The 20020-nt window shown below is 45.0% G+C and carries 17 protein-coding genes; 10 read left to right on the top strand and 7 right to left on the bottom strand.

Going from position 1 to position 20020, the window contains the following annotated elements; genetic code table 11:
- Nucleotides 1-99: 99 nt before the first annotated feature.
- Together BZA03_RS06525 and BZA03_RS06520 are read left to right on the top strand one after the other, a co-directional pair.
- A complete protein-coding gene (locus tag BZA03_RS06525) occupies nt 100-2310 on the top strand; it encodes a marine proteobacterial sortase target protein (RefSeq protein ID WP_110288293.1) in 2211 nt (736 codons plus the stop codon).
- A gap of 17 nt (nt 2311-2327) precedes the next feature.
- Nucleotides 2328-2897: a class GN sortase gene (locus BZA03_RS06520; protein ID WP_110288292.1), complete on the top strand. Its 570-nt coding sequence runs from the start codon at nt 2328-2330 to the stop codon at nt 2895-2897.
- 16 nt (nt 2898-2913) lie between these two features.
- Here the strand turns inward: BZA03_RS06520 and BZA03_RS06515 are convergent, their stop codons facing one another.
- The 5 genes from BZA03_RS06515 to add all read right to left on the bottom strand — a co-directional run bounded on the left by BZA03_RS06515 (nt 2914) and on the right by add (nt 10372).
- Entirely contained in the window at nt 2914-6051 is a 3138-nt protein-coding gene (locus BZA03_RS06515; protein WP_110288291.1) for an efflux RND transporter permease subunit, read from the bottom strand.
- Nucleotides 6052-6061: 10 nt separating this feature from the next.
- The gene (locus BZA03_RS06510; RefSeq protein ID WP_258364595.1) at nt 6062-7294 is read right to left on the bottom strand and encodes an efflux RND transporter periplasmic adaptor subunit; all 1233 of its coding nucleotides are present in this window, start codon (nt 7292-7294) and stop codon (nt 6062-6064) included.
- A gap of 66 nt (nt 7295-7360) precedes the next feature.
- Nucleotides 7361-7720 (bottom strand): hypothetical protein, encoded by a 360-nt coding sequence (locus BZA03_RS06505; protein WP_110288289.1) that lies wholly within the window; start codon nt 7718-7720, stop codon nt 7361-7363.
- Between the two features lie 84 nt (nt 7721-7804).
- On the bottom strand, nt 7805-9235 hold the full coding sequence (locus BZA03_RS06500; protein WP_110288288.1) for a glycoside hydrolase family 28 protein: 1431 nt from the start codon (nt 9233-9235) through the stop codon (nt 7805-7807).
- Nucleotides 9236-9376: 141 nt separating this feature from the next.
- Nucleotides 9377-10372, bottom strand: coding sequence for an adenosine deaminase (gene add, locus BZA03_RS06495; protein WP_110288287.1), 996 nt, complete (start codon nt 10370-10372; stop codon nt 9377-9379).
- 305 nt (nt 10373-10677) lie between these two features.
- On the opposite strand from add, the gene BZA03_RS06485 reads away from it, so the two are divergent.
- Nucleotides 10678-11586: a hypothetical protein gene (locus BZA03_RS06485; protein ID WP_110288286.1), complete on the top strand. Its 909-nt coding sequence runs from the start codon at nt 10678-10680 to the stop codon at nt 11584-11586.
- Nucleotides 11587-11779: 193 nt separating this feature from the next.
- Here BZA03_RS06485 and BZA03_RS06480 read toward each other — a convergent pair whose 3' ends face one another.
- Nucleotides 11780-12421, bottom strand: a complete 642-nt coding sequence (locus BZA03_RS06480) for a peroxiredoxin-like family protein (RefSeq protein ID WP_110288285.1) — start codon at nt 12419-12421, stop codon at nt 11780-11782.
- 256 nt (nt 12422-12677) lie between these two features.
- On the opposite strand from BZA03_RS06480, the gene BZA03_RS06475 reads away from it, so the two are divergent.
- The 3 genes from BZA03_RS06475 to BZA03_RS06465 all read left to right on the top strand — a co-directional run bounded on the left by BZA03_RS06475 (nt 12678) and on the right by BZA03_RS06465 (nt 14212).
- Nucleotides 12678-13226 carry a YaeQ family protein gene (locus BZA03_RS06475; RefSeq protein WP_039232321.1) on the top strand — a complete coding sequence of 183 codons (549 nt, stop codon included), beginning with the start codon at nt 12678-12680 and terminating at the stop codon, nt 13224-13226.
- Nucleotides 13226-13534, top strand: a complete 309-nt coding sequence (locus BZA03_RS06470) for a hypothetical protein (protein ID WP_110288284.1) — start codon at nt 13226-13228, stop codon at nt 13532-13534. Before BZA03_RS06475 ends, BZA03_RS06470 begins: the two co-directional genes overlap by 1 nt.
- A 267-nt stretch (nt 13535-13801) precedes the next feature.
- Nucleotides 13802-14212 (top strand): late embryogenesis abundant protein, encoded by a 411-nt coding sequence (locus BZA03_RS06465; RefSeq protein ID WP_039228102.1) that lies wholly within the window; start codon nt 13802-13804, stop codon nt 14210-14212.
- 91 nt (nt 14213-14303) lie between these two features.
- Here the strand turns inward: BZA03_RS06465 and BZA03_RS06460 are convergent, their stop codons facing one another.
- Entirely contained in the window at nt 14304-14762 is a 459-nt protein-coding gene (locus BZA03_RS06460) for a TIGR02281 family clan AA aspartic protease (RefSeq protein WP_110288283.1), read from the bottom strand.
- A 332-nt stretch (nt 14763-15094) separates the two neighbouring features.
- Here BZA03_RS06460 and BZA03_RS06455 point away from each other — a divergent pair, with 332 nt between their 5' ends.
- The 4 genes from BZA03_RS06455 (at nt 15095) to BZA03_RS06440 (ending at nt 20019) form a co-directional block, all read left to right on the top strand.
- Nucleotides 15095-15463, top strand: coding sequence for a hypothetical protein (locus tag BZA03_RS06455; RefSeq protein ID WP_014977175.1), 369 nt, complete (start codon nt 15095-15097; stop codon nt 15461-15463).
- 195 nt (nt 15464-15658) lie between these two features.
- On the top strand, nt 15659-16333 hold the full coding sequence (locus BZA03_RS06450; RefSeq protein WP_110288282.1) for a nitroreductase family protein: 675 nt from the start codon (nt 15659-15661) through the stop codon (nt 16331-16333).
- A 190-nt stretch (nt 16334-16523) separates the two neighbouring features.
- On the top strand, nt 16524-17693 hold the full coding sequence (locus tag BZA03_RS06445) for a sugar efflux transporter (RefSeq protein WP_110288281.1): 1170 nt from the start codon (nt 16524-16526) through the stop codon (nt 17691-17693).
- 160 nt (nt 17694-17853) lie between these two features.
- Nucleotides 17854-20019, top strand: coding sequence for a M3 family metallopeptidase (locus tag BZA03_RS06440; RefSeq protein ID WP_110288280.1), 2166 nt, complete (start codon nt 17854-17856; stop codon nt 20017-20019).
- Nucleotide 20020 lies beyond the last annotated feature (1 nt).

The following is a 20020-nucleotide window of genomic DNA, read 5'->3' as shown; positions in this document are numbered from 1 at the left end:
GACACAATTCATCACAAACTTGCCCCATTGTTTCGCCCATGAACGCCCTATTTGTTTTCTTAAATAGAAGTTACCGTTCGTTAACTCAGTGCCACTACCATGCTATTTTCCAAAACACCCAAACGGGATTATTTAACGCCTGCCAATACTCACAAACCTTGGTTTAGAGAACGGCAACATGCAGCCAAGCCGCGTAATCACAGGTTGCTTATCCTTACTTCCTTCCTGTGCTTTTTGCTTGGTGTAGTAGTTAGCCCGCTAAGTCGCGCTGAGTCTGGCGAATTGATGCTGCAAAGCGTAGACGGTGAGTCTTCCCCCGCTCTTTTGCATTCAACTGACGTGGATTTACAGGTGAATGGCATGATTGCGCACGTTACCTACTCTCAAAAATTCACTAACACCAGTAATGAATGGAAGCATGCCGTTTACACCTTTCCGCTTAATGAAAACGCGGCGATTAACAGTATGGAAATGCGTATAGGAGACAGAATAATCCGGGGGCAAATTAAGCCGAAGGCAGAAGCGAAAGAAGCATTTGAAGCGGCCAAAAAAGCGGGAAAGAAAGCCAGCTTAACAGAGCAACAACGCCCAAATTTATTCACCCAGCAGGTCGCGAATATAGCGCCGGGTGAGGAAATAACGGTGACACTTCAGTACGTCCAACAGGTAGACTACCGCGATGGTAGATTTACTTTTCACTTGCCTACTACGCTCACTCCTCGCTATTCGCCCGGCATTCCGCTAAATCAGTTTAACGAGAATATAGAGGCTGAAATATCAGGTACAGGTTGGGGAGAACCCACAGATCAGGTACCCGATGCCAGAGCTATCACGCCTTTTATGAGTGAAGGCAATGAAGGCCCGCAACTTACGTTCAACGCAACACTAAATACTGGTTTAACGCTTAATAGCGTCACTAGCAGAAATCACCGTGTGAATTGGTCAGAATCCACAGGTAATTATCTTGTCACCTTTAATCAAAGCAATATCAAAATGGACAGAGACATTTGGCTAGAGTGGCAGCCTTCGCCCTCTAGTGCACCACAAGCAGCTATTTTCACTGAATCGAAAGGTCAGCATGACTACGCCCTTGTTATGCTAATGCCGCCACAAGTGAAGAGCCAAGATTTACAGGATTTTGATCGCGATATCACCTTCGTTATCGACACGTCAGGCTCTATGGGAGGTCGCCCGATTGTCGACGCAAAAGAGAGTTTACAATTAGCGATAGACCGCTTGAGTGAGAAAGACCGATTTAATGTTGTTGCATTTAACAATGATACCACGCGTTTGTTTGAAACCTCCGTAGAGGGAACAACACGAAACAAGCAATATGCGAGGGATTTTGTAAAGCACCTCAATGCAGGGGGCGGTACTGAAATGGCGCCAGCGCTTAATGCCGCACTTAAGCGCACGACAACTAAAGATTTTATAAAACAAGTTGTCTTTATTACCGATGGTGCGGTAGGCAATGAAGCTGCATTATTCTCGCAAATAAAGAACGAACTGGGTGATGCGCGCCTTTTTACAGTAGGCATAGGCAGCGCGCCTAATAGCTACTTTATGACCCGAGCCGCTCAATTTGGTCGCGGAAGCTATGTTTTTGTTAGCAATACTGCAGATATTAAACAGCAAATGGATAGCTTGCTTTATAAGTTAGAAAGCCCTGTGTTGAGTGATTTAAGCCTCACTCTTCCGGCTGGCTATGCACAGTCAGCAGAGATTTACCCTTCTAAAATCCCTGATTTATACGCGGGTGTTCCTTTGCTTTTGAATGTGAAACTGCCTCATAACGCCGATACAAGCGGAAAAATAACCCTTCAAGGCACACTAGTAGACAAGCAGGGCACCGCTCGCGAGTGGACCCGTTCGGTAGCAATATCGCCAACGTCGACAGGTTCTACTCAACACCTTGGCGTAGCGACTGCGTGGGCAAGAAAGAAAGTGGCGGCGTTAATGGATGAAAAAGCGTTAGGACGAAATGTAGATGAAGTAAAACAAGACATTCTTGCTGTAGCCCTGCCCCATAAACTTATAACAGAGTTCACCAGCTTCGTTGCTATTGAAGAAAAAATAGCAAATACACAGCGCATACCGTCTTCCACCGAAAACGTAAGAAACCTAATGCCACAGGGAACGCAATTCAGACAAATCAGTTACCCCCAAACCGCAGCGGGTGTATCTGAACATGTCGTATTAGGCATGATTGCCATACTTTTATTGTCGCTTTTTCACAGCATCGCCTTTTTGCGAAACAAGGGGGGGGACGAGGTTAGCACCTTAAACTCATTTCTTTATTTTTTGACTTAATATGGCTTGGACAAACAATGATTAAATACTCTTTTACCATCATCTTAGTCTTGATCGCCACAGCCAGTTTTGGCAAAGCTAGCTGGATATTATTGAAAGCTGAACTGGCGCAATATTTAATTCAATCTTCGTGGGAAGAAACGCTAGCCACTGGCGCTAACCAGAAGCCTTGGCGTTGGTCTGATACTTGGCCAGTGGGCAAGCTGGTTCATGCAAAAAGCGAGACGCAGCTGTATGTACTAGAAGGCGCACAGGGAAACGCCCTTGCATTTGGCCCTGGACACCACACCGACTCGCCCCCACTCGGACAGGGTGGTAGTGTGATTGGCGGGCATAGAGATACTCACTTCACGTTCTTAAAGAAGGTGAGAGCCAAAGATATTATGCAACTACAGTTGCCGAACTCACGGTGGGTAACCTATCGAGTTGTATCGAAGACGATAGTCGATGCCGACTCGGCAATGAAAGTAGATGTAAATGGGCAGCAGCTCTATTTAGTTACCTGCTACCCATTTAATGCGGTATCAACACAAAGTAATTTACGCCTTGTTGTTGAGCTGGTCGAAACTGAAAGCCAGCGAACCTAAATAGGTTCGCCCACAATTAATTAGCCGCTTGTTTGGGCGAAAATGCGCTGTACAAGGCAGGTAACACAAAAAGTGTTAAAAGCGTTGCAGTAACCAGCCCACCTACGATAACACTTGCGAGCGGCCGCTGAATTTCAGCGCCGACACCGTTTGACATCAACATGGGTACCAACCCTAGTGCAGACGTTACCGCCGTCATCAGAACCGGCCTTAGCCTGGATGTAGCACCAGTGAAAACAGCGCTTTCAACAGTCATCCCCCTTTTCATCCGTTGGTTGATACTTTCCACCATCACTACGCCATTTAAAACGGCAACACCAAATAGTGTTATGAAGCCGACTGAACTTGGTACTGACAGATATTGGCCGGATAAGTACAAAGAGAACACGCCTCCGATGATGGCAAGAGGCACATTAATCAGTATGAGCATCGCTTGACCCAGAGAATTAAACGCGAGGTAAAGCAACACCGCAATCAATACCAAAGAAAGCGGCACGATGAGCGACAATTTTTTCTGAGCACGCTGTTGGCTCTCAAACTGCCCGCCTATTTGAACCGTGTACCCCGCGGGCAAATCCACCCTTAATGATATGGCGCTTTGTATCTCTTGAACCACGCTGCCCATATCTCTTCCTTGGACGTTAGCTTGCACCACTACGCGACGCTGAACGTCATCTCGGCGTATTTGCGGAGGCCCGGATTCATAAGATACCGATGCCACATCGCCAATACGAAGCCAGGCACCACTGGGCGATTGAAGTCGAATATCTGCTATGGTGTCGCTGCTTTTTCGTGCGCTTTCTTTTAACCTAACGTAAATGTCGTAGCGTTCATTTCCGTTAATGATTTGACCTGCGGCTACACCTCCTACCCCGTCTTGTACCACTTCCATTATGTCACTCACCGATAAGCCATAGCGTGATAACGCTTGTCTGTCAGGAGCAATAACCAACTGAGCTTCCCCCACAATTTGTTCCATCGCCACGTCTCTTGTTCCTTTTACGTTTTGAATAACGCTCTCTATTTCTCGTCCCTTAGCACTTAGAACAGCCAAGTCTGGCCCAAATAATTTAACGGCTAGCTGTGCTTTCACACCGGAAAGCAGTTCGTCTACACGGGTGGCAATAGGCTGAGAAAAGTTAAGTAGAAGGCCGGGGAACTGCGACAATTCAGCCTGCATTTTTTGCTGTAGCTCATCACGATTTCTCGCGCTTTGCCACGTTGAAACAGGTTTCAACCCGACGTAAATTTCGATGTTGTTGACCGGTTCTGGGTCGCCGCCTATTTCAGCACGGCCTATACGACTTAGCGCATAAGTTACTTCGGGAAACGCCAACAGCTTTTCTTCTAGCGTTGAGGCTACCGCTAATGAAGTCTCTAGGCTTGAAGACGGTGCCAAGGTAACACGCAAGTTTATTGTTCCTTCTTCTAGCTCAGGAACAAACTCGGTGCCAATTTTTGGCACAAGGGCAACAGCAGAAACCAGAAGCAGACCAACCACTAACATTAGCCACTTGGTATGCAGCAACGTAAAAGAAAGTGCCCGTTGATAAGCGCGCTCAACAGGTATCAACATAGCGCTCGGCTTCACATTCCTAGTTCGCTTGAATAGAAATGTGGCTAAGGCAGGAACGAAGAACAGCGCAACGACAGTGGCACAAAGTACAGCAAGCATAATACTGATAGCCATAGGCTGAAAAAGCTTGGCTTCTACTCCCTCAAAACTAAACAAAGGAGCAAAGACCACTAGAATTATCGATGCAGCGAAAAAGATAGGTCTGGCGACTTCCTTCCCCGCTAGTTTTACAGATGATTTGAAAGATTGGGCATCTTCATGCGAGCTCGAAGTGTTTGCATTTAATCGCTTAAAGATGTTTTCAACCATCACAACGGAACCGTCTACTAACATACCAATAGCCACCGCTATTCCGCCAAGCGACATCAAATTTGCAGACAGCCCCATGAAAGCCATGATGGCCAACGCCATTGCTATCGCGATTGGAATAGTGATGAGCACAAGAAACGTTGCGCCCACGTTCATTAAAAATAGAGCGAGAACGACGGTGATAAAAACAAAGGCGATGGTCAATGCCTTAACTACGGTAGAAATTGCTTTTTCAATCAGGTTTGCCTGATCATAAAAAGGTGTGAAGCGTACCCCTTCAGGTAACGCCTGATTAATAAGCGCAACTCTTGAATTTATACCATCAATGGTAGCTTTGGTGTTAGCCCCCATCCGTTTTAATACTATGCCTGTTACCACTTCACCAAACTGTTCTACCTTGCCATCAGATGCCCTTTGAGACAGAGTGACCGCGCCCTGTCGTATTTCAGGCCCTGTTTTAACATCAGCAAGATCAGACACAGTTACCACCACGCCATCTACCGTTTTTACCGGCACCTGCTCAATATCGTGAATTCCCTGCTCACCACTTGCCAACCACCCCGTTCCACGCACAACAAGTTGTTCTTGCCCCCGTTCAAGATACCACCCGCCAACATTAGTGTTATTGCGTTGCAACGCTGTAACAAGGTCCTGTTGAGATAACCCATAAGCAAGTAACTTTGACGGGTCTACGTTCACTTGGTACTGGCGAACTTCCCCACCAAACGACAGCACATCTGTCACGCCATCTACGGGCATAAGTAGCAGCTTTACTACCCAGTCGTTAAGGCTTCTCAGCGCCATTGCATCATATTTCGCACCGTCATCTGAAATGAGGGAGTATTGATAAATTTGACCTAGCCCAGACGTATTTGGCCCCATTTCTGGCGTTCCTACGTTTTCAGGAATGAAGGATTTTGCTGTTTGCAAGCGCTCGAAAACAAGCTGACGGGCAAAGTAAATATCGGTCCCCTCTTTAAACACAACGGTAACCGCTGAGAGCCCGGTTTTAGAGATGGAGCGCACTTCTTCAACATCAGGCAACGCATACATTACAGCTTCAATTGGGTAGGTAATAAGTTGCTCAATCTCTTCTGCGGCAAGCCCCGGAGCTTCGGTATTCACGCTTACCTGAACATTGGTTACATCAGGGAAAGCGTCCAAATTCAGCGACGGCAAAAGCATCGCCGCCCCCGCAATTATGCCTAACAGCAGCCCAACCACTAAAATACTATTGTCTACCGACCAATCTATTATTCGATTAAACATAATTGGCCTCCTAATGGTTGTGCGGATCAAATCCGCTTTTCACTAGTTCAGAGGCGACAAAGAATGCACCGTGGGTAACAATCCGCGTTCCAATTTCTACGCCCTCTATACGTCGATATTCGCCTAGCGCTTCCCCTCTCTGTACCTCAACAGGGGTAAATGCCCCCGACGCTTCGATTTCAACATAGATAACCCAGTCTCCGTCGTTACTTCTCACCATTGCAGTTTCAGGTACTGCCATTACAGGAGATGGAGTGGACACACTAAACAGTACGTCGACGAACATACCGGCATGAAGGCTATGGGTGGTATTGCGTATAGCTAAGCGGACAGTGCGAGTGCGGGTAAGTGGGTCGATAATGTGCGACTGTTGAATAACCTGCGCGGTAAAATGCTCACCGTTAAATATGACTTGCGCCGTATCGCCTACCTTAACAGGAAACGTGCTAGTGGCTGGCAAGCTGGCCTCTATCCAAATGTCGCTCTCGTCTGCCAGCAACATGACTGTTTCGCCAGCTAACACCCTTTGCCCTTGCATGAAGTTGTCTTGCAACACCACGCCATCGCGCACGGCGACAAGCTCATACTGACCGAAAGCGTCAACATCTAAAGCAGTGATGCTTGAAATCGCGTTAGGAGTAAGTCCAAATGCAATTAGCTCTCCGTAGCTCGCTTTGTAACGATTCTCAGCTTCAACTAACGCGCTTTCGCTTATGGTGTTTTTGTCTAGCTTTTTTGCCCGACTGTAATTGGATGAAGCAATAAGAAATTCGGCTTGAGACTGGGCAATGGTTTCGCTGAACAAGGTGACAAGCACCTGCCCTTTTTCCACTTCATCCCCAAGCGCCGCGTGTCGACTAATCACTACCGAATCAGTCCGAGGAGACACCAATGAGCTTGAGTATCCATTTACTTTTACTTCACCAGGCGCGTAAACGCGTTGGTTATAAATACGAGGTTCTATTACGGAGGTTTGAACGCCTGCAAGTTGCCTTTGCTGCTCTGTAAGGGCTACCTCCTCAGGCTGGTGATTCACCTCAGATTGATGACTTACCTCAGGCTTATGATTTTCCTCAGGCTCGTGCGCTTTCTCATGCTGATGCGAGCCACTTTCATGTGCTAGGTAGTACTGAATAGGTGCATCAATGTTCTTGTCGTTTTCTATCGCTGTAGTTGCGCGGCTGACAGGCACGCACAACAATGTCGTCAGGACTGCGCCTACGACCGTTTTAGAGTTCTTCATAATGATCTCAACGTTTGTTTTAACTAAATTTTTTCCACGGCGCCAAAGGGCCAATTAGTTCAAACGTTAAGCAATGGGAGGGCGGTAAATGAAACCACTTATTCGAAAGGGAGAAGCCCCTTCTTTGAGAATTTTTCCCGAGTTAACAAAAGCAATGTTTGGAGAATAGGCTTTTACTAAAACCCAAGAAAAATGACTGCCGCTGCAATGTCCACAGTGATGGCAATCGTTTATGTTGTGATCATCATCACCCACGTCAGTAACTTGATTTTCAGCAACACTTTTCGTGTCAGAGGCATGATCGTGAACCGTCTCAAGATGCTGTGCATCGACTTGGTGAGCGTATAACAAAGCTGACACTGCATTAAACGATTGCAACACAATCTCTAGTATTAGCAGTATTTTGACAGCAAAGTTTCGGTTCACAATCCATATCTCTTAAGGGAGTCGTCAATAAATTATCAAAAATACACGACCAATGCGAACAACCTATCGCGTTTAAACTGTTTTCTAGCGAGTAACAGATTCAATGTGCTGCGAAGAAAACGTGCCGTTCCAGATTTGCTCACCTATGGTGACATTTTCAAAGCTAATATCGTCGGCATTTTCTAGGATAAGAATTTCTTCTGCTTCCTTAATTTTAATGTCTTTGAATTTAACGTTATGCACAGGGGCTGCGTCCGGAGCGTGAATTTCCAAAACCGTTCCTACATTTTCTACCGTTAAATCTTCAATAATAATGTCGGTATAGGTAGCCGGAAAATTACCGTGTAAATTACTTGGGTAGTTTAGCTGGAACCAGAATAAGTGCTTAAACGAAGCCACTTTACTGCCTCTAATTCGAACCATTTCTACGCGCCCGCCTCTGTCTAAGTTGCTTTTAAAACGATATGCTGAGTCTCCCTCATGCAAGACATTGTTCTCGAAAAATACGCGCTTAATGCCGCCAGACATTTCCGAACCAAGACCAATGCCGTCTTCCCCGCCTAAATCATTGTTTCGTGCAACAATGTCTGTGCTAGGTATACCTATATTTCGACCGTCTGCGTCTCTGCCAGACTTAATAACGATACCGTCATCACCGGTTCTAAAGTGATTATCTTCAGCAAGCACAAACTGGCTCGACTCAATATCTAACCCGTCGTTATTGTACAGGTGACTTTCTACCTTCACTCGTCTCACCGTAGCATGAGACGTATAAACCAGATGATTAACCCAAAACGGGGAATTCAGGGCTGTATAATCTTCAAGCAGCACACGCTTGGCGTGGAAAAACTGAATAAGCGGAGGGCGTAAGTAATGCCCTTCGCCGAACTGACGCTTCTCTACCGGAACGCCATCAAACCCCATTTTACGAAGCGCATGCATATCTGTATTTTGTTTCTCATACCAGCCAATGAACGCCGATTGGGCATTTCCGTCGATAGTACCTTTACCTGTAATGGCCACATCTTCCACATTTAGCGCATAAATTAGCGGTGAATAGGTAAATACCTCAGTACCCTCCCAACGGGTTTTAACCACCGGTAGGTAGTGCGAAGGGTCGCCGGAAAACAGCAGAGTAGCGCCCTCCTCTAGGTGCAAATTCACTTTGCTTTTAAGACGAATAGGACCGTCTACTTGCCATGTTCCTTTGGGCACAACAACAATACCGCCGCCGCTGGCAGAAGCCGTGTCAATTACACGTTGAATTGGCGCTCGCGCTGCGCTTAGTGAAGTATCACTCACATCAACCACAAATTTTTCGTTTGGAATAGTGGGCAGCTGGATCTGATTTACAATCTGTTCAGCAATTTTCCAGTCTTCGTCAGTAGATGCCGACGCACAGGAACAAGTTAGAAGGGTCACAATAAACGCCACCCATCCCAAAGCCCGGCGGTGTGTGAAACGGCTGGGGTAGCTACTCATAGAACGGTCAACATCAGGTATAAAGCGCAGCATAAAAGCTCCATTATTTAAGTCGTAACTTATTACGTTTAAGAAACAAAATATTCACATCACGACAATAATGCCACCGGTGGCATTATTAATCAAAATAATGTTACTGTCCGCTTAACCACGGCACGATTTTTATCTTTGGGATTAGTTTACTTTGCGCTTAAGTGCGGCTTTTTCGCTTTCACTTAAAAAAGCAATTGCCAGCGCATTCTCTTGCGCTTGTTTAATATGAGAAGGCATAAGACCAGCTTGCTTAGCTGCAACGGAGAATTCGTGATCTAGCTCTACACCTTGAACTGCCGGGTCGTCAGTATTCAGACAGGCGAGTATGCCGTGATCCAAAAAGGTTGTTAACGGGTGCTCAGTTAATGATGTGACCGTGTTCGTCAATACGTTGCTGGTCAAACAGCTTTCAATACCAATACGGTTGTCGCGCAAATAGTCCATTAGCTTAGCATCATTAATAGCATTAACGCCGTGCCCTATTCGCACAGCACCTAAGTCGTTAATGGCTTGCCAAATACTCTGTGGGCCTACTGCTTCACCTGCATGAATTGTGATAGGCAGCCCTTCGCGGCGCACTTTTGTAAAGTGCTCTATGAACATGTTGCCAGGAAAGCCTTTTTCATCACCCGCCAAATCAATTGCAGTTATATGCGCTTTACAGGCCAAGATTGAATCTAGCTCATGCTGACATACTTTTGCGCCATAAGAACGCGACAAAATACCGATGAGATTAACTTTAACATCGTGATCTTTAGTTGCGCTTTTTACACCGTCTATCACGGCCTCAACCACACCTTGAGTTGGTAGCCCGTGACTTTCACCCATAAAATAAGGACTAAAACGCAGCTCTGTGTAGTCAATACCCTGCTTAGCCGCATCTTCTACATTCTCTATCGCCACCCGTTTGCAGGCGTCGAGACTGCCTAACACCTTAACGCCCCAAGTAAGCTTATCTAAAAATGACACCAAATCGGGGGCGATCTCCATTACTTGAACATGCGGTCGCAAGCCCTCTAACGAATAAGCAGGCAAACAAATGTTAAATTGCTGACCAAGCTCCAGAATGGTTTGCAGACGCACATTGCCATCTAAATGACGATGTAAATCAAGTAATGGAAAGTTTTTATTTATCATGGAAATACGATGAGTTAAGGCGTAAGCCCTACTATACCACTTGGCGCTGTAAACCTCGCACTCTTGCAGAAAATAACTTTTTTATAGCGGGACAAAACAGTGCTTTTTTTGAAACAAAATTTGTTTTAAGTTCGCTCTTGGCATCTAACTTCACTCTATCGATGCTTTTCTTGATTACTTTTCATAACTTTCAGTAGCAACGAGCCAGTTGCTCGTTGGCGTGCGCCTTGTCACACAGGCTAAATACCACCAAAGAGCAACATGACTCTTCGTTATCACCAAAAAACACTAACAGGAGCACAGTCATGTGCGGAAAATGTATAGAAGGCTGCTATTTAGCAGGCTGGCGTAATGGCGTGTATTCATTCGAACATATGCAAGAAGAACCCGATTTTATGGGGAATGATGTAAAGGCTGCCCATGGCTTGGTGGAAGCGGTATGCTCATTAGGTTCTTCGCTCAATGAGCTCCACGCACTCGGATTAGCGGACTCGCCAATGATAGCTTGGGCAGGATGGATTTATTCGAGAAACGAATTGCACACCCAAATCGATTTAACACGGCATGACGACGTTCTCAAATATCAGAGGGCCTTACGTCATTCAAAAGAAAGTAAATGGGCTGAGATTAATGCCCTCTACCCGAACATTGCGAAGTTTTTAGATAACCTAACGCTTCAAGACATTGCTAATACCCTCGATGAAGCGCTTCTCGATGAAATTGAGACGTGCCTTCTTGCTCTTCATGGTAACGGGTATTACACCTTTGAATTCGTAGAGTCTATGTTCGCTGCTGAAGGGCTATTCCCCATTATTGAGCTAAGTGAAACTGCAAAGCCGTCACTGTTTGTTGACCATGCACTTGAAATATTCTTACTAACCGAACATCTTTTACACTTTCGCCCATTGTCTTGGGCGCTTCATGTGGCGTTAACTGTTGACTTAACGTGCGATTTCGACAGCTTTCATATGGCGTGGCGTCGATACACCGCTAACCGCGTTTTAAACGCGCTTCTAATAAATCGCAATTTGAAAGGTGTGTACGCATTAGCAAGTACACTTGAACTCAATACCGTTCACGCTATATGTCAGCGGAACGTAGCGAATAAACACTTACTTACTCAGCTATTAAGCGTCGTGAAAAACTGTAAAGGCGACACTTATATTGAACCTAAACGTCTAGCCGCGCACATCACTTCATTGATCTCAGTGTAAATGCTTACACCTTACACTTTGATATTTTGAGATAGGGTGACTTGGTAAATGGTTAAGTACAGCTCGTTATGACAGTCAAATACGTGCGAATCTAACTTAATCAATATTAGACACGATGAAATGTAGTGCTCGATATCATAAAGTTCTTTTGGCATGCCTTACCAAGAACAACGCCTTGGTAAGGCTATTCGCATTACATTTCTTTTTTAAGGGTTTTCGCAACCGCTAAAACTAAGTCTGCCGACGGGCGAACTTTGAAGTCTGGGTTAACATAGCTAAACAAAACCTGCCCTTTTTTATTGAGCATGAAGATGCTGGGTGCTGGTAAAACACTATTACCGCCTTCATCTTTTGTTAAGTTAATGCCATAGGTTTTGTACTTTAACTCAGTCACAGTATCTAAATAGAATCCAACGCCGAACTCACGAATAGTGTCTAGTTTGTCGTCGGATAAAAGCGTAACCAAGAATTCTGTTTCAAGCTTTTGCTCTTGCAAGCGCGCTGGTGATTCAGGTGAAATGGCCAAAATCTGATAGCCCATATCCACCAAGTCTTTTTCAATATCTTTAAGCTGGGCAAGCTGCTCATTACAATACGGGCACCACCCGCCGCGATAAAAAAGTACAATGCTGGGCTTTTGCATAGTAAGCGCTTGTAAGCTTACCGGCGAGCCATCTGCCATTTTAAGTGTTGTTTTAGGCACCACTTGACCATTAAGCAACGGCGTTACTGAATCTGCATCTTCTGCAATAGTGCCACGCTCCAAAGCATACGCATTTGATGCGCCTGCTATACAGGCGAACATTAACATCGCCATAGCTACTAGTCTCTTCATCAACCCTCTCCGTTTTCATTTTTGTTTGTTTAGTTTTTGGTTATCCGCGCTTTGCGCGATGTCCAATATGACCGAGAAGCCTCACTAGAAATTTCGCGCACCAATAAATAAACCGACAAATACTTGTATTGGGCGCTACTCACCTACAGCGAAATTTGCTTTTTACTGCTACTATAGCGCCAAAACTTGCTATGCCACTTTTTTACATAGCACACGGGGTTAACTTCAAGCCTCCTAAGAACAAAGCAGGAACACCATGGCTCTTAAAGCGACCATTTTTAAAGCTGACATATCCATAACGGATATGGATCGCAATTACTATAACGACCACAACCTTACTATTGCCCGTCACCCTTCTGAAAATGACGAGCGAATGATGCTGCGCGTGGTTGCGTTTATTGTTAATGCTCATGAACGCCTACAGTTTACCAAAGGACTGTCTGACGACGACGTTCCAGATTTATGGCAAAAGAGTTTTAGCGATGAAATAGAGCTGTGGATTGAGTTAGGCCAACCCTCTGAACAGCGCATCAAAAAGGGCTGCAATCAAAGCCAACAAATGATGATTTATTCCTACGCCGACAACAGCTTCGACGCGTGGTGGAAGAAAGAACATAACAAGCTACAAACCAAAAAGAACTTATCAGTTTTTACCTTGCCAGAGTCGCTTGCCGCTACTTTGGCCAATGCTGTTCATCGCTCTATGCAAATACAGGTTACTATTCAAGATGGGCAAATGTGGCTAACCATTGAAGGTGCAGATGTCACCGAGAGCGTTGAAGTGTCTATAGAGAAGCAGTTGTAATGAAAAAACTCTCTGCCGTTCAACTCAAACAGCAAGCACTGGTTTTTAGTGTAGCCGATAGCCTTGAAGCACAAGCGCTTGAAGAGTTAAAAGGTATGCAACAGTGTTGGTTTGACGTTCAGTATCACCAATTCCCCGGCTCTTTACTGCTTCGCTTTCAATTCGAAAATAAAGAAGCGGTGTCAAACGCTGAGCCCGAGCTAAAGAAGTGGCAGCGAAAATTAAGCGCAGCGCTGCTTAAAAAAGGCGTAGTGTTAAAAGATATGCGTCGACATCTTATATTCACCACACAAGGCCCAGAAGAGTAACCCACATCACGCTTTGCAGAACAGGGTATCCAACTTCTTTGTTCAATCTTAGCTAGGCTTGTTTTTGGTTATAAACCTTTCATTTTTCCTCATAAAGTCTACTTACACTTTATCAGGTAAGTAGGCTAGACTGGTCTCGTCGAATATTCAGCTTGCCGAATATGACAATAAAGCGGCAGGCATTTTGAACGTTTACAATGGATATTTGAACACACCATGTTGACCGGCTTTGAAACAAGCCACTATCCCAGCAAAAGGAGCTTCACAATGAAAACTAAAGCAATGGCGTTAGCACTGTTACTGTCTTTAATGGGCTGTACTGAGTCTAGCGAAGAGACGAAAAGCGAAGTAAAAAAAGAGATGGAAAAAGCGGGCGAAGCGACAGCAGACGCATATGACAGCGCAAAAGAAAGTGCTGCAGATTCATGGGATAAAACCAAAGACGCGAGCTCTGAAGCTTACGAAGAAGGTAAAGAAATGGCTTCTGATGCCTTTGATGACGGCAAAGAGATGGCTTCAGACGCATACGAAGATGGCAAGAAAATGGCCTCTGACGCATACGACGCAACGGCTGAGAAAGCAGGCGAATTTAAAGACGCCGCAGCGAAAAAAGCTTATGAAGCTTGCGTAAAAATGAAAGAGCAAATGGGCGGCGACGTTAGCGAGTGCGACGATTAATTTAATCTTCCAGCGAAAAGCAAATTTAAAAGCGAACCTTCGGGTTCGCTTTTTTGTTGGTGTTTAACCAAACAAAAGTGAATCATTCACGCTATTCACACCCGGCTAAAATCACAGCGTCTGGTGTTATAGTTAAAGGTGCGACCCTAAGCAACGTATTAATACCTAAAATATTGTTCCCTTTGGGAAGCACGGCCACTTCCACTGGCCCCACTTCGCACGTATTTCCTATACGAACCGAGTTTAATTGATACTGAGATATTTTAACGATCTTTCCATTTGCCATTCTGGCAGCAGAGGTTCTGGTGGCAAGAAGCTTTTGATTTCTTGTTAGCGCATCGAACGTAGCTTGATTGAGGGTTAACAAGCTTGAACCCGTATCTAATAGAAACGAAGCCTTTATGTTCGATTCTAGGGTCGCTTCTAGATACAGTGTTCCGCCTTTGCTTTGTGAAAGAGGAATATTTTGCTCTATCGCTGACACGGCAGATGTGCACGCTAACCAAAAAGTTAGCAGAAAAAATAAGGGGATTTTAAATTTTACACTCACCGCACATACACCCTTTGTCGACTCTTTACATAGGTGTTGATTGACAGCAAGATAAAGACCAAAGGGTAAATGATTGATTTTACCGAAACTCTACAATACCAGGCGGTGCCAAAGCACCATAATAGTGCACAAAACCATCCATTCCGCACCATCGTTAAACACTCCGTTTTCAACGCAGTAGCTTCTCTTTCAACTGCTCTCTATCCTCTTGATTACTCAAATTCTCTATATCCAATTAGGTGATAGCAATCACCTATCACCAATCGTCATTGTTTAGAACTTTTTCGCTCATACAATGTAGAAAGGTAAGTATGTCAACGAGAGGACACGACATGAAATTACGCTATGTATTGGGTTCATTAATTACGGCTGTTTCACTTGGTTTTTCTGCAAACGCAGCGCAAGCTATGACATCATCAACTGATGAAACGGTTGATGTACAAGTAGTTGATTATTCAGGAAAGCCGCCATTTAAACGCAAGATCGTAAGCTTATCGGTTAACGATGTAGCGCAATTGGAATCAGTAGGGCAAGAAGCTATTGAATACGTAGAAGTGAAAGAAGTCATTATGCGCGGTAAGCCACCGTATCGCAGAGTGACAACCATGATGCCTGTGTATGACGTTGCCCAACTTGAAATGCTAGAAGAGCAAACTGACACGCAAAAACGCGGCACTCGTCCGCCGTTCAAACGCCACTAACAGCATTTTCTACTACCAACAAATTGCACCAAAGCGATTCACTTTTGCCTGAGTGAGTCGCTTTTTTATTGTGCATACTTGTTTACGCTATTTTTTACTTCGATGTAAATAACACGCTCTAGTTAGCGCGTTTTTATTTTTAATAACCCGTCACTAACGATAGAGTAGTAAAAAAGCAGAAAAACGAGATTATAAATGCAGCCTCACGACCATTCTCCGCTCAGTGATTTCATTGAGTACCCTGAAGAGCAAATGCTTTCCCGAAGCGAAGATTTTTTGAAAACCATGCAGCGCCGCCACAGTATTCGTCACTTTAGTGACAAGCACGTTGATAAAACGGTAATCGAAAACTGTATTTTGACTGCTGGCACCGCACCCAGTGGAGCGAATCATCAGCCTTGGCATTTCGCCGCCATTCAGTCGCCCGAAGTAAAACAACAAATACGCGAACAGGCTGAAGCGCATGAGCGCGGTTTTTATAATGGGCGTGCTGGGCAACAGTGGCTAGATGATTTAAAGCCGTTAGGCACTGACGCAAGTAAACCTTATCTGGAAACCGCGCCTTGGCTTATTGCCGTATTCAGTCAAAAGTTTGGAGAGACAGAATCGGGCGAAAAAAGCCAAAACTACTATGTGCACGAATCGGTGGGTATCGCAGTGGGTATGCTTATTACTTCACTCCACAACGCAGGTTTGGCAACTTTGACCCACACACCAAAGCCAATGAATTTTTTAACCGAAGTCTGTCAACGGCCTGATAACGAGCGTGCTTACATGTTGATTATTGCAGGTTATCCGGCGGATAACGCCACAATTCCTGCACACGCCATGCAGAAAAAGTCGCTTAGAGAAATTGCGAGCTTTCTTTAAATTTAAAAAGCGCTATTGGCCTGGGCGCATGAAGTAAACTAAGTATTTAAAACGGCATAACTAATAAAAGCTTTGTCATAGACATGAGATACGCAGCACTTATAATGCGCCCTCGTTATTAAGGGCTGCGACCTTTTCTTTACGAATTTCGGTCAACCACGTTTAACAGTCCCTCGGAGCTCGTATCCTCATGTCATCGCGTCACGCATTCTCTCCACAACTTCCTTTTTTACTGTTAAGTCTATTAACTGGCCTAACATCGTCGTTTGTTACGCCACTGATGAGCTATTTCCTCATTGATGAGATCAACGTTGAGCCTATTTATATAAGTATTTATATGGTTTCCGTTACGCTATCAGGGTTGGTGATCAGTCAGTACCTCGGGCACTTGGCAGACAAAGGTTTTAACGCAAATCGCCTTTACGGGCTAACCATGATTTGCGTGGGCATTGCCATGGTCGCCTTTATCTTTAGCAAACAGTTTTGGCACGTATTTCTTGCAGGCGTCTTATTTATGTCGGTGGGCGCTGGAGCCGTGTCTCAAATGTTGACCGTTTCGGGATTATGGGCAAAAAACCAAGACATCGACTTAGCCGCATTTAACTCAAAAGTTCGCGCTGCCATTTCTCTCGCTTGGGTAGTAGGTCCGCCGCTGGCATTTACGCTGGTTGCCAATTTTGGCTTCGCAGCGTCCTTCTCGGTGGCCATTGCATGTGTGATTGTTGCAACGCTTTTTGTGGTGAACGTTGTGCCGCCTCAAAAAGCCAATCAAAAGTCACTCAATACAACGCTTAAAGGCTCGCTATCACTGCCGTTTTGGCTTGTGGGGTTAGCCATACTTGCCGGAATGGCAGGCAATGTCATGTATTTATCATCCATGCCTTTGTACGTAATGAATGAACTGGGGTTGCCGGAAAATTTGCCTGGGCTAATGATGGGGGTTGTGGCAGCACTTGAAATACCTACCATGCTGCTAGCAGCCAAATTAGCCCGACGGTTCCCACCTGCGGGTATCATGGCTGTGGCGTTTATTTTCGGCTGTTGCTTTTACGTTGGCGTGTACTTTTCTCAGTCAAGTTGGGAGTTATTGACCCTTCAAATATTGAACGCGCTGTTCTACGGTTTATATGCTGGTATTGGATTGACCTTACTGCAACAACAAGCGCCCGACTTAACTGGATTCACTTCAGCGTTTTATTCAAACGCCACTCGGGTGGGTATGATGCTAGGCACCATTGGCGCAGGCACCGTGGCTCAATTCTTTAGCTTCAGAGATGCCACTATTGGGTCGTTGTGCATTGCCATATTTGGCTTAAACGTAATGTTAGTGTTCATGTTTGTAAAACGAGAAGCACGTTAAGTTTTATTCAAAGAAAACTAGCAGATCGCTATTCAAGGCGTAACCCAGCAGCACCTCTATCGCTCCCTTTAATTTCTTCGCACTTTCTCACAATTGACAATTGTTACAATATAACATTACACTCAAAGACAGTTAATTACCCTAAAAATTTAGGAACCCTATGAAAAAGCTCCTTATTTCAGCCACGATATCTTCTATACTTTTGGCAACAGGCTGCACCGAACAGGCGTCAACAATGAATAAGACTGCCACAACGCAGACAGACTCAGTAAAAGCAGAGCAGACGAACCCTTTGTTTATGACAAGTTCACTGACTTACGGCGCGCCGCAATTTGATTTGATAAAGGACGAGCATTTCATTCCTGCATTTGAAAAAGGAATGGAACAGCACTTACAAGAAGTAGAAAAAATAGCGTCTAACCCTGACGCCCCCACCTTTGATAATACGCTGCTAGCGCTTGAAAAAAGCGGAAGTTTACTCACCAGAACTAGCCGAGTATTTTTCAACTTAGTAGGAACAGATAGCTCGCCTGAACGCAGAGAAATCCAAAAAATTCTAGCGCCAAAGCTGGCGGCTCACAGCGATACCATTAATTTAAATAGTGCGCTTTTTAAGCGTATTGAAACGCTATACAACCAGCGCGACGCGTTGGAGTTAGATACTGAATCAACCCGACTACTCGAAGAGTATTACTCTGATTTTGTTCGCGCTGGCGCTAAACTCAATGAATCAGATAAACAGAAGATACGTGAAATAAACGAAGAACATTCAACCTTAACCACGCAGTTTTCTCAAAACCTACTGGCAGAGTCATCTGAAATTGCGGTGGTAGTAAATGACGTAGAGCAGCTGTCAGGGATGTCAGAGCGCCAAATAAAGGCCGCATCAGATGCTGCTAAAGCTGCTGATAAAGAAGGCAAGTATCTTCTAAGTATCACGAACACTACTCGTCAACCTGTCCTTACTTCACTAGAAAATAGAGCACTTCGCCAGCAAGTGTGGGAAGCATCAGCATACCGAAACCAATCTGGGGAATACGACAACACCAAAATTATTAGCCGATTGGCAGGACTGCGCGCACAAAAAGCAGCATTGCTTGGATTTGATAGCTGGGCGGCCTACAGCCTAGACAAGCAAATGGCCGGTTCGCCAAGCGCTGTATACGACATGCTAGGCAGTATGGTGCCCGCTGTGCTTAAAAACGTTGAAAAAGAAGCCGCTGACATTAAAGCAATGATTGAAGCGGAAGGTAATAACTTCGAACTAAAACCTTGGGATTGGGCTTTCTACGCAGAAAAGGTAAGACAAGCTAAATACGAGCTAGATGAAAACGAGGTGAAACAATACTTCGAATTTAATCGCGTGCTTGAAGATGGCGTATTTTTCACTATGAATAAATTGTACGGAGTGCGCTTCAAGCCCCGTCCAGATTTGCCGGTTTACCACCCTGATGTAAAGGCTTACGAGCTGTTTGATGTAAATGGTGACAGTTTAGCGATTTTTTATGCCGACTACTTTTCTCGCAAAGATAAACGCGGTGGAGCTTGGATGAGTTCGTTCGTAGGACAGTCGAAATTGCTCTCGCAAAAGCCTGTTGTGGTTAATGTAATGAACATAAACAAAGCGCCTGATGGCGAGCCTACATTAGTCAGTTACGATCATGTTACTACCATGTTCCATGAAATGGGCCACGGACTTCACGGCATGCTATCAGACGTAAATTACCCAACGTTGGCCGGCACATCTGTCTCGCGAGACTATGTAGAGTTCCCTTCTACCTTCGAAGAAGACTGGGCAGCCCACCCTGACGTTATTGCAAACTATGCCAAACATTACGAAACTGGCGAGCCTATTCCAGAGGCTCTGCTGGAAAAGGTGATTCGTTCACGTACATTCAATATGGGTTATGACACATTGGAATATATGTCTGCGGCACTGCTTGATATGGAGTGGCATTCTATCTCTGCCGAGCAGACGCCTGAAGATGTCCAAGACTTTGAAGCCCAAGCTCTCGATAAACATAATGTTGGCTTGTCTTATGTACCACCTCGTTATAAATCAGCATTCTTTGCACATTCAATGGGTGGCGGCTATTCCGCTGGCTACTATGCCTATATGTGGAGTGAAATTTTAGCCGCTGATGCCTTTGCTTATATGCAAGAACTCGGCGGATTAAAGTTAGAAAACGGTATGAAATATAGAAAGGAAATCTTATCTACCGGCAATTCTCGTCCCCCGATGGAGTCTTATAAAGCATTTCGAGGAAAAGCGCCAACAACAGATGCTCTGCTTATTCGCAGAGGGCTTAAAACCAAACTCGACTAAC

Source organism: Alteromonas sp. I10, from assembly GCF_003201515.1.
Lineage (GTDB): Bacteria > Pseudomonadota > Gammaproteobacteria > Enterobacterales > Alteromonadaceae > Alteromonas > Alteromonas macleodii.
This window is presented reverse-complemented; position numbering and strand designations above follow the sequence as displayed.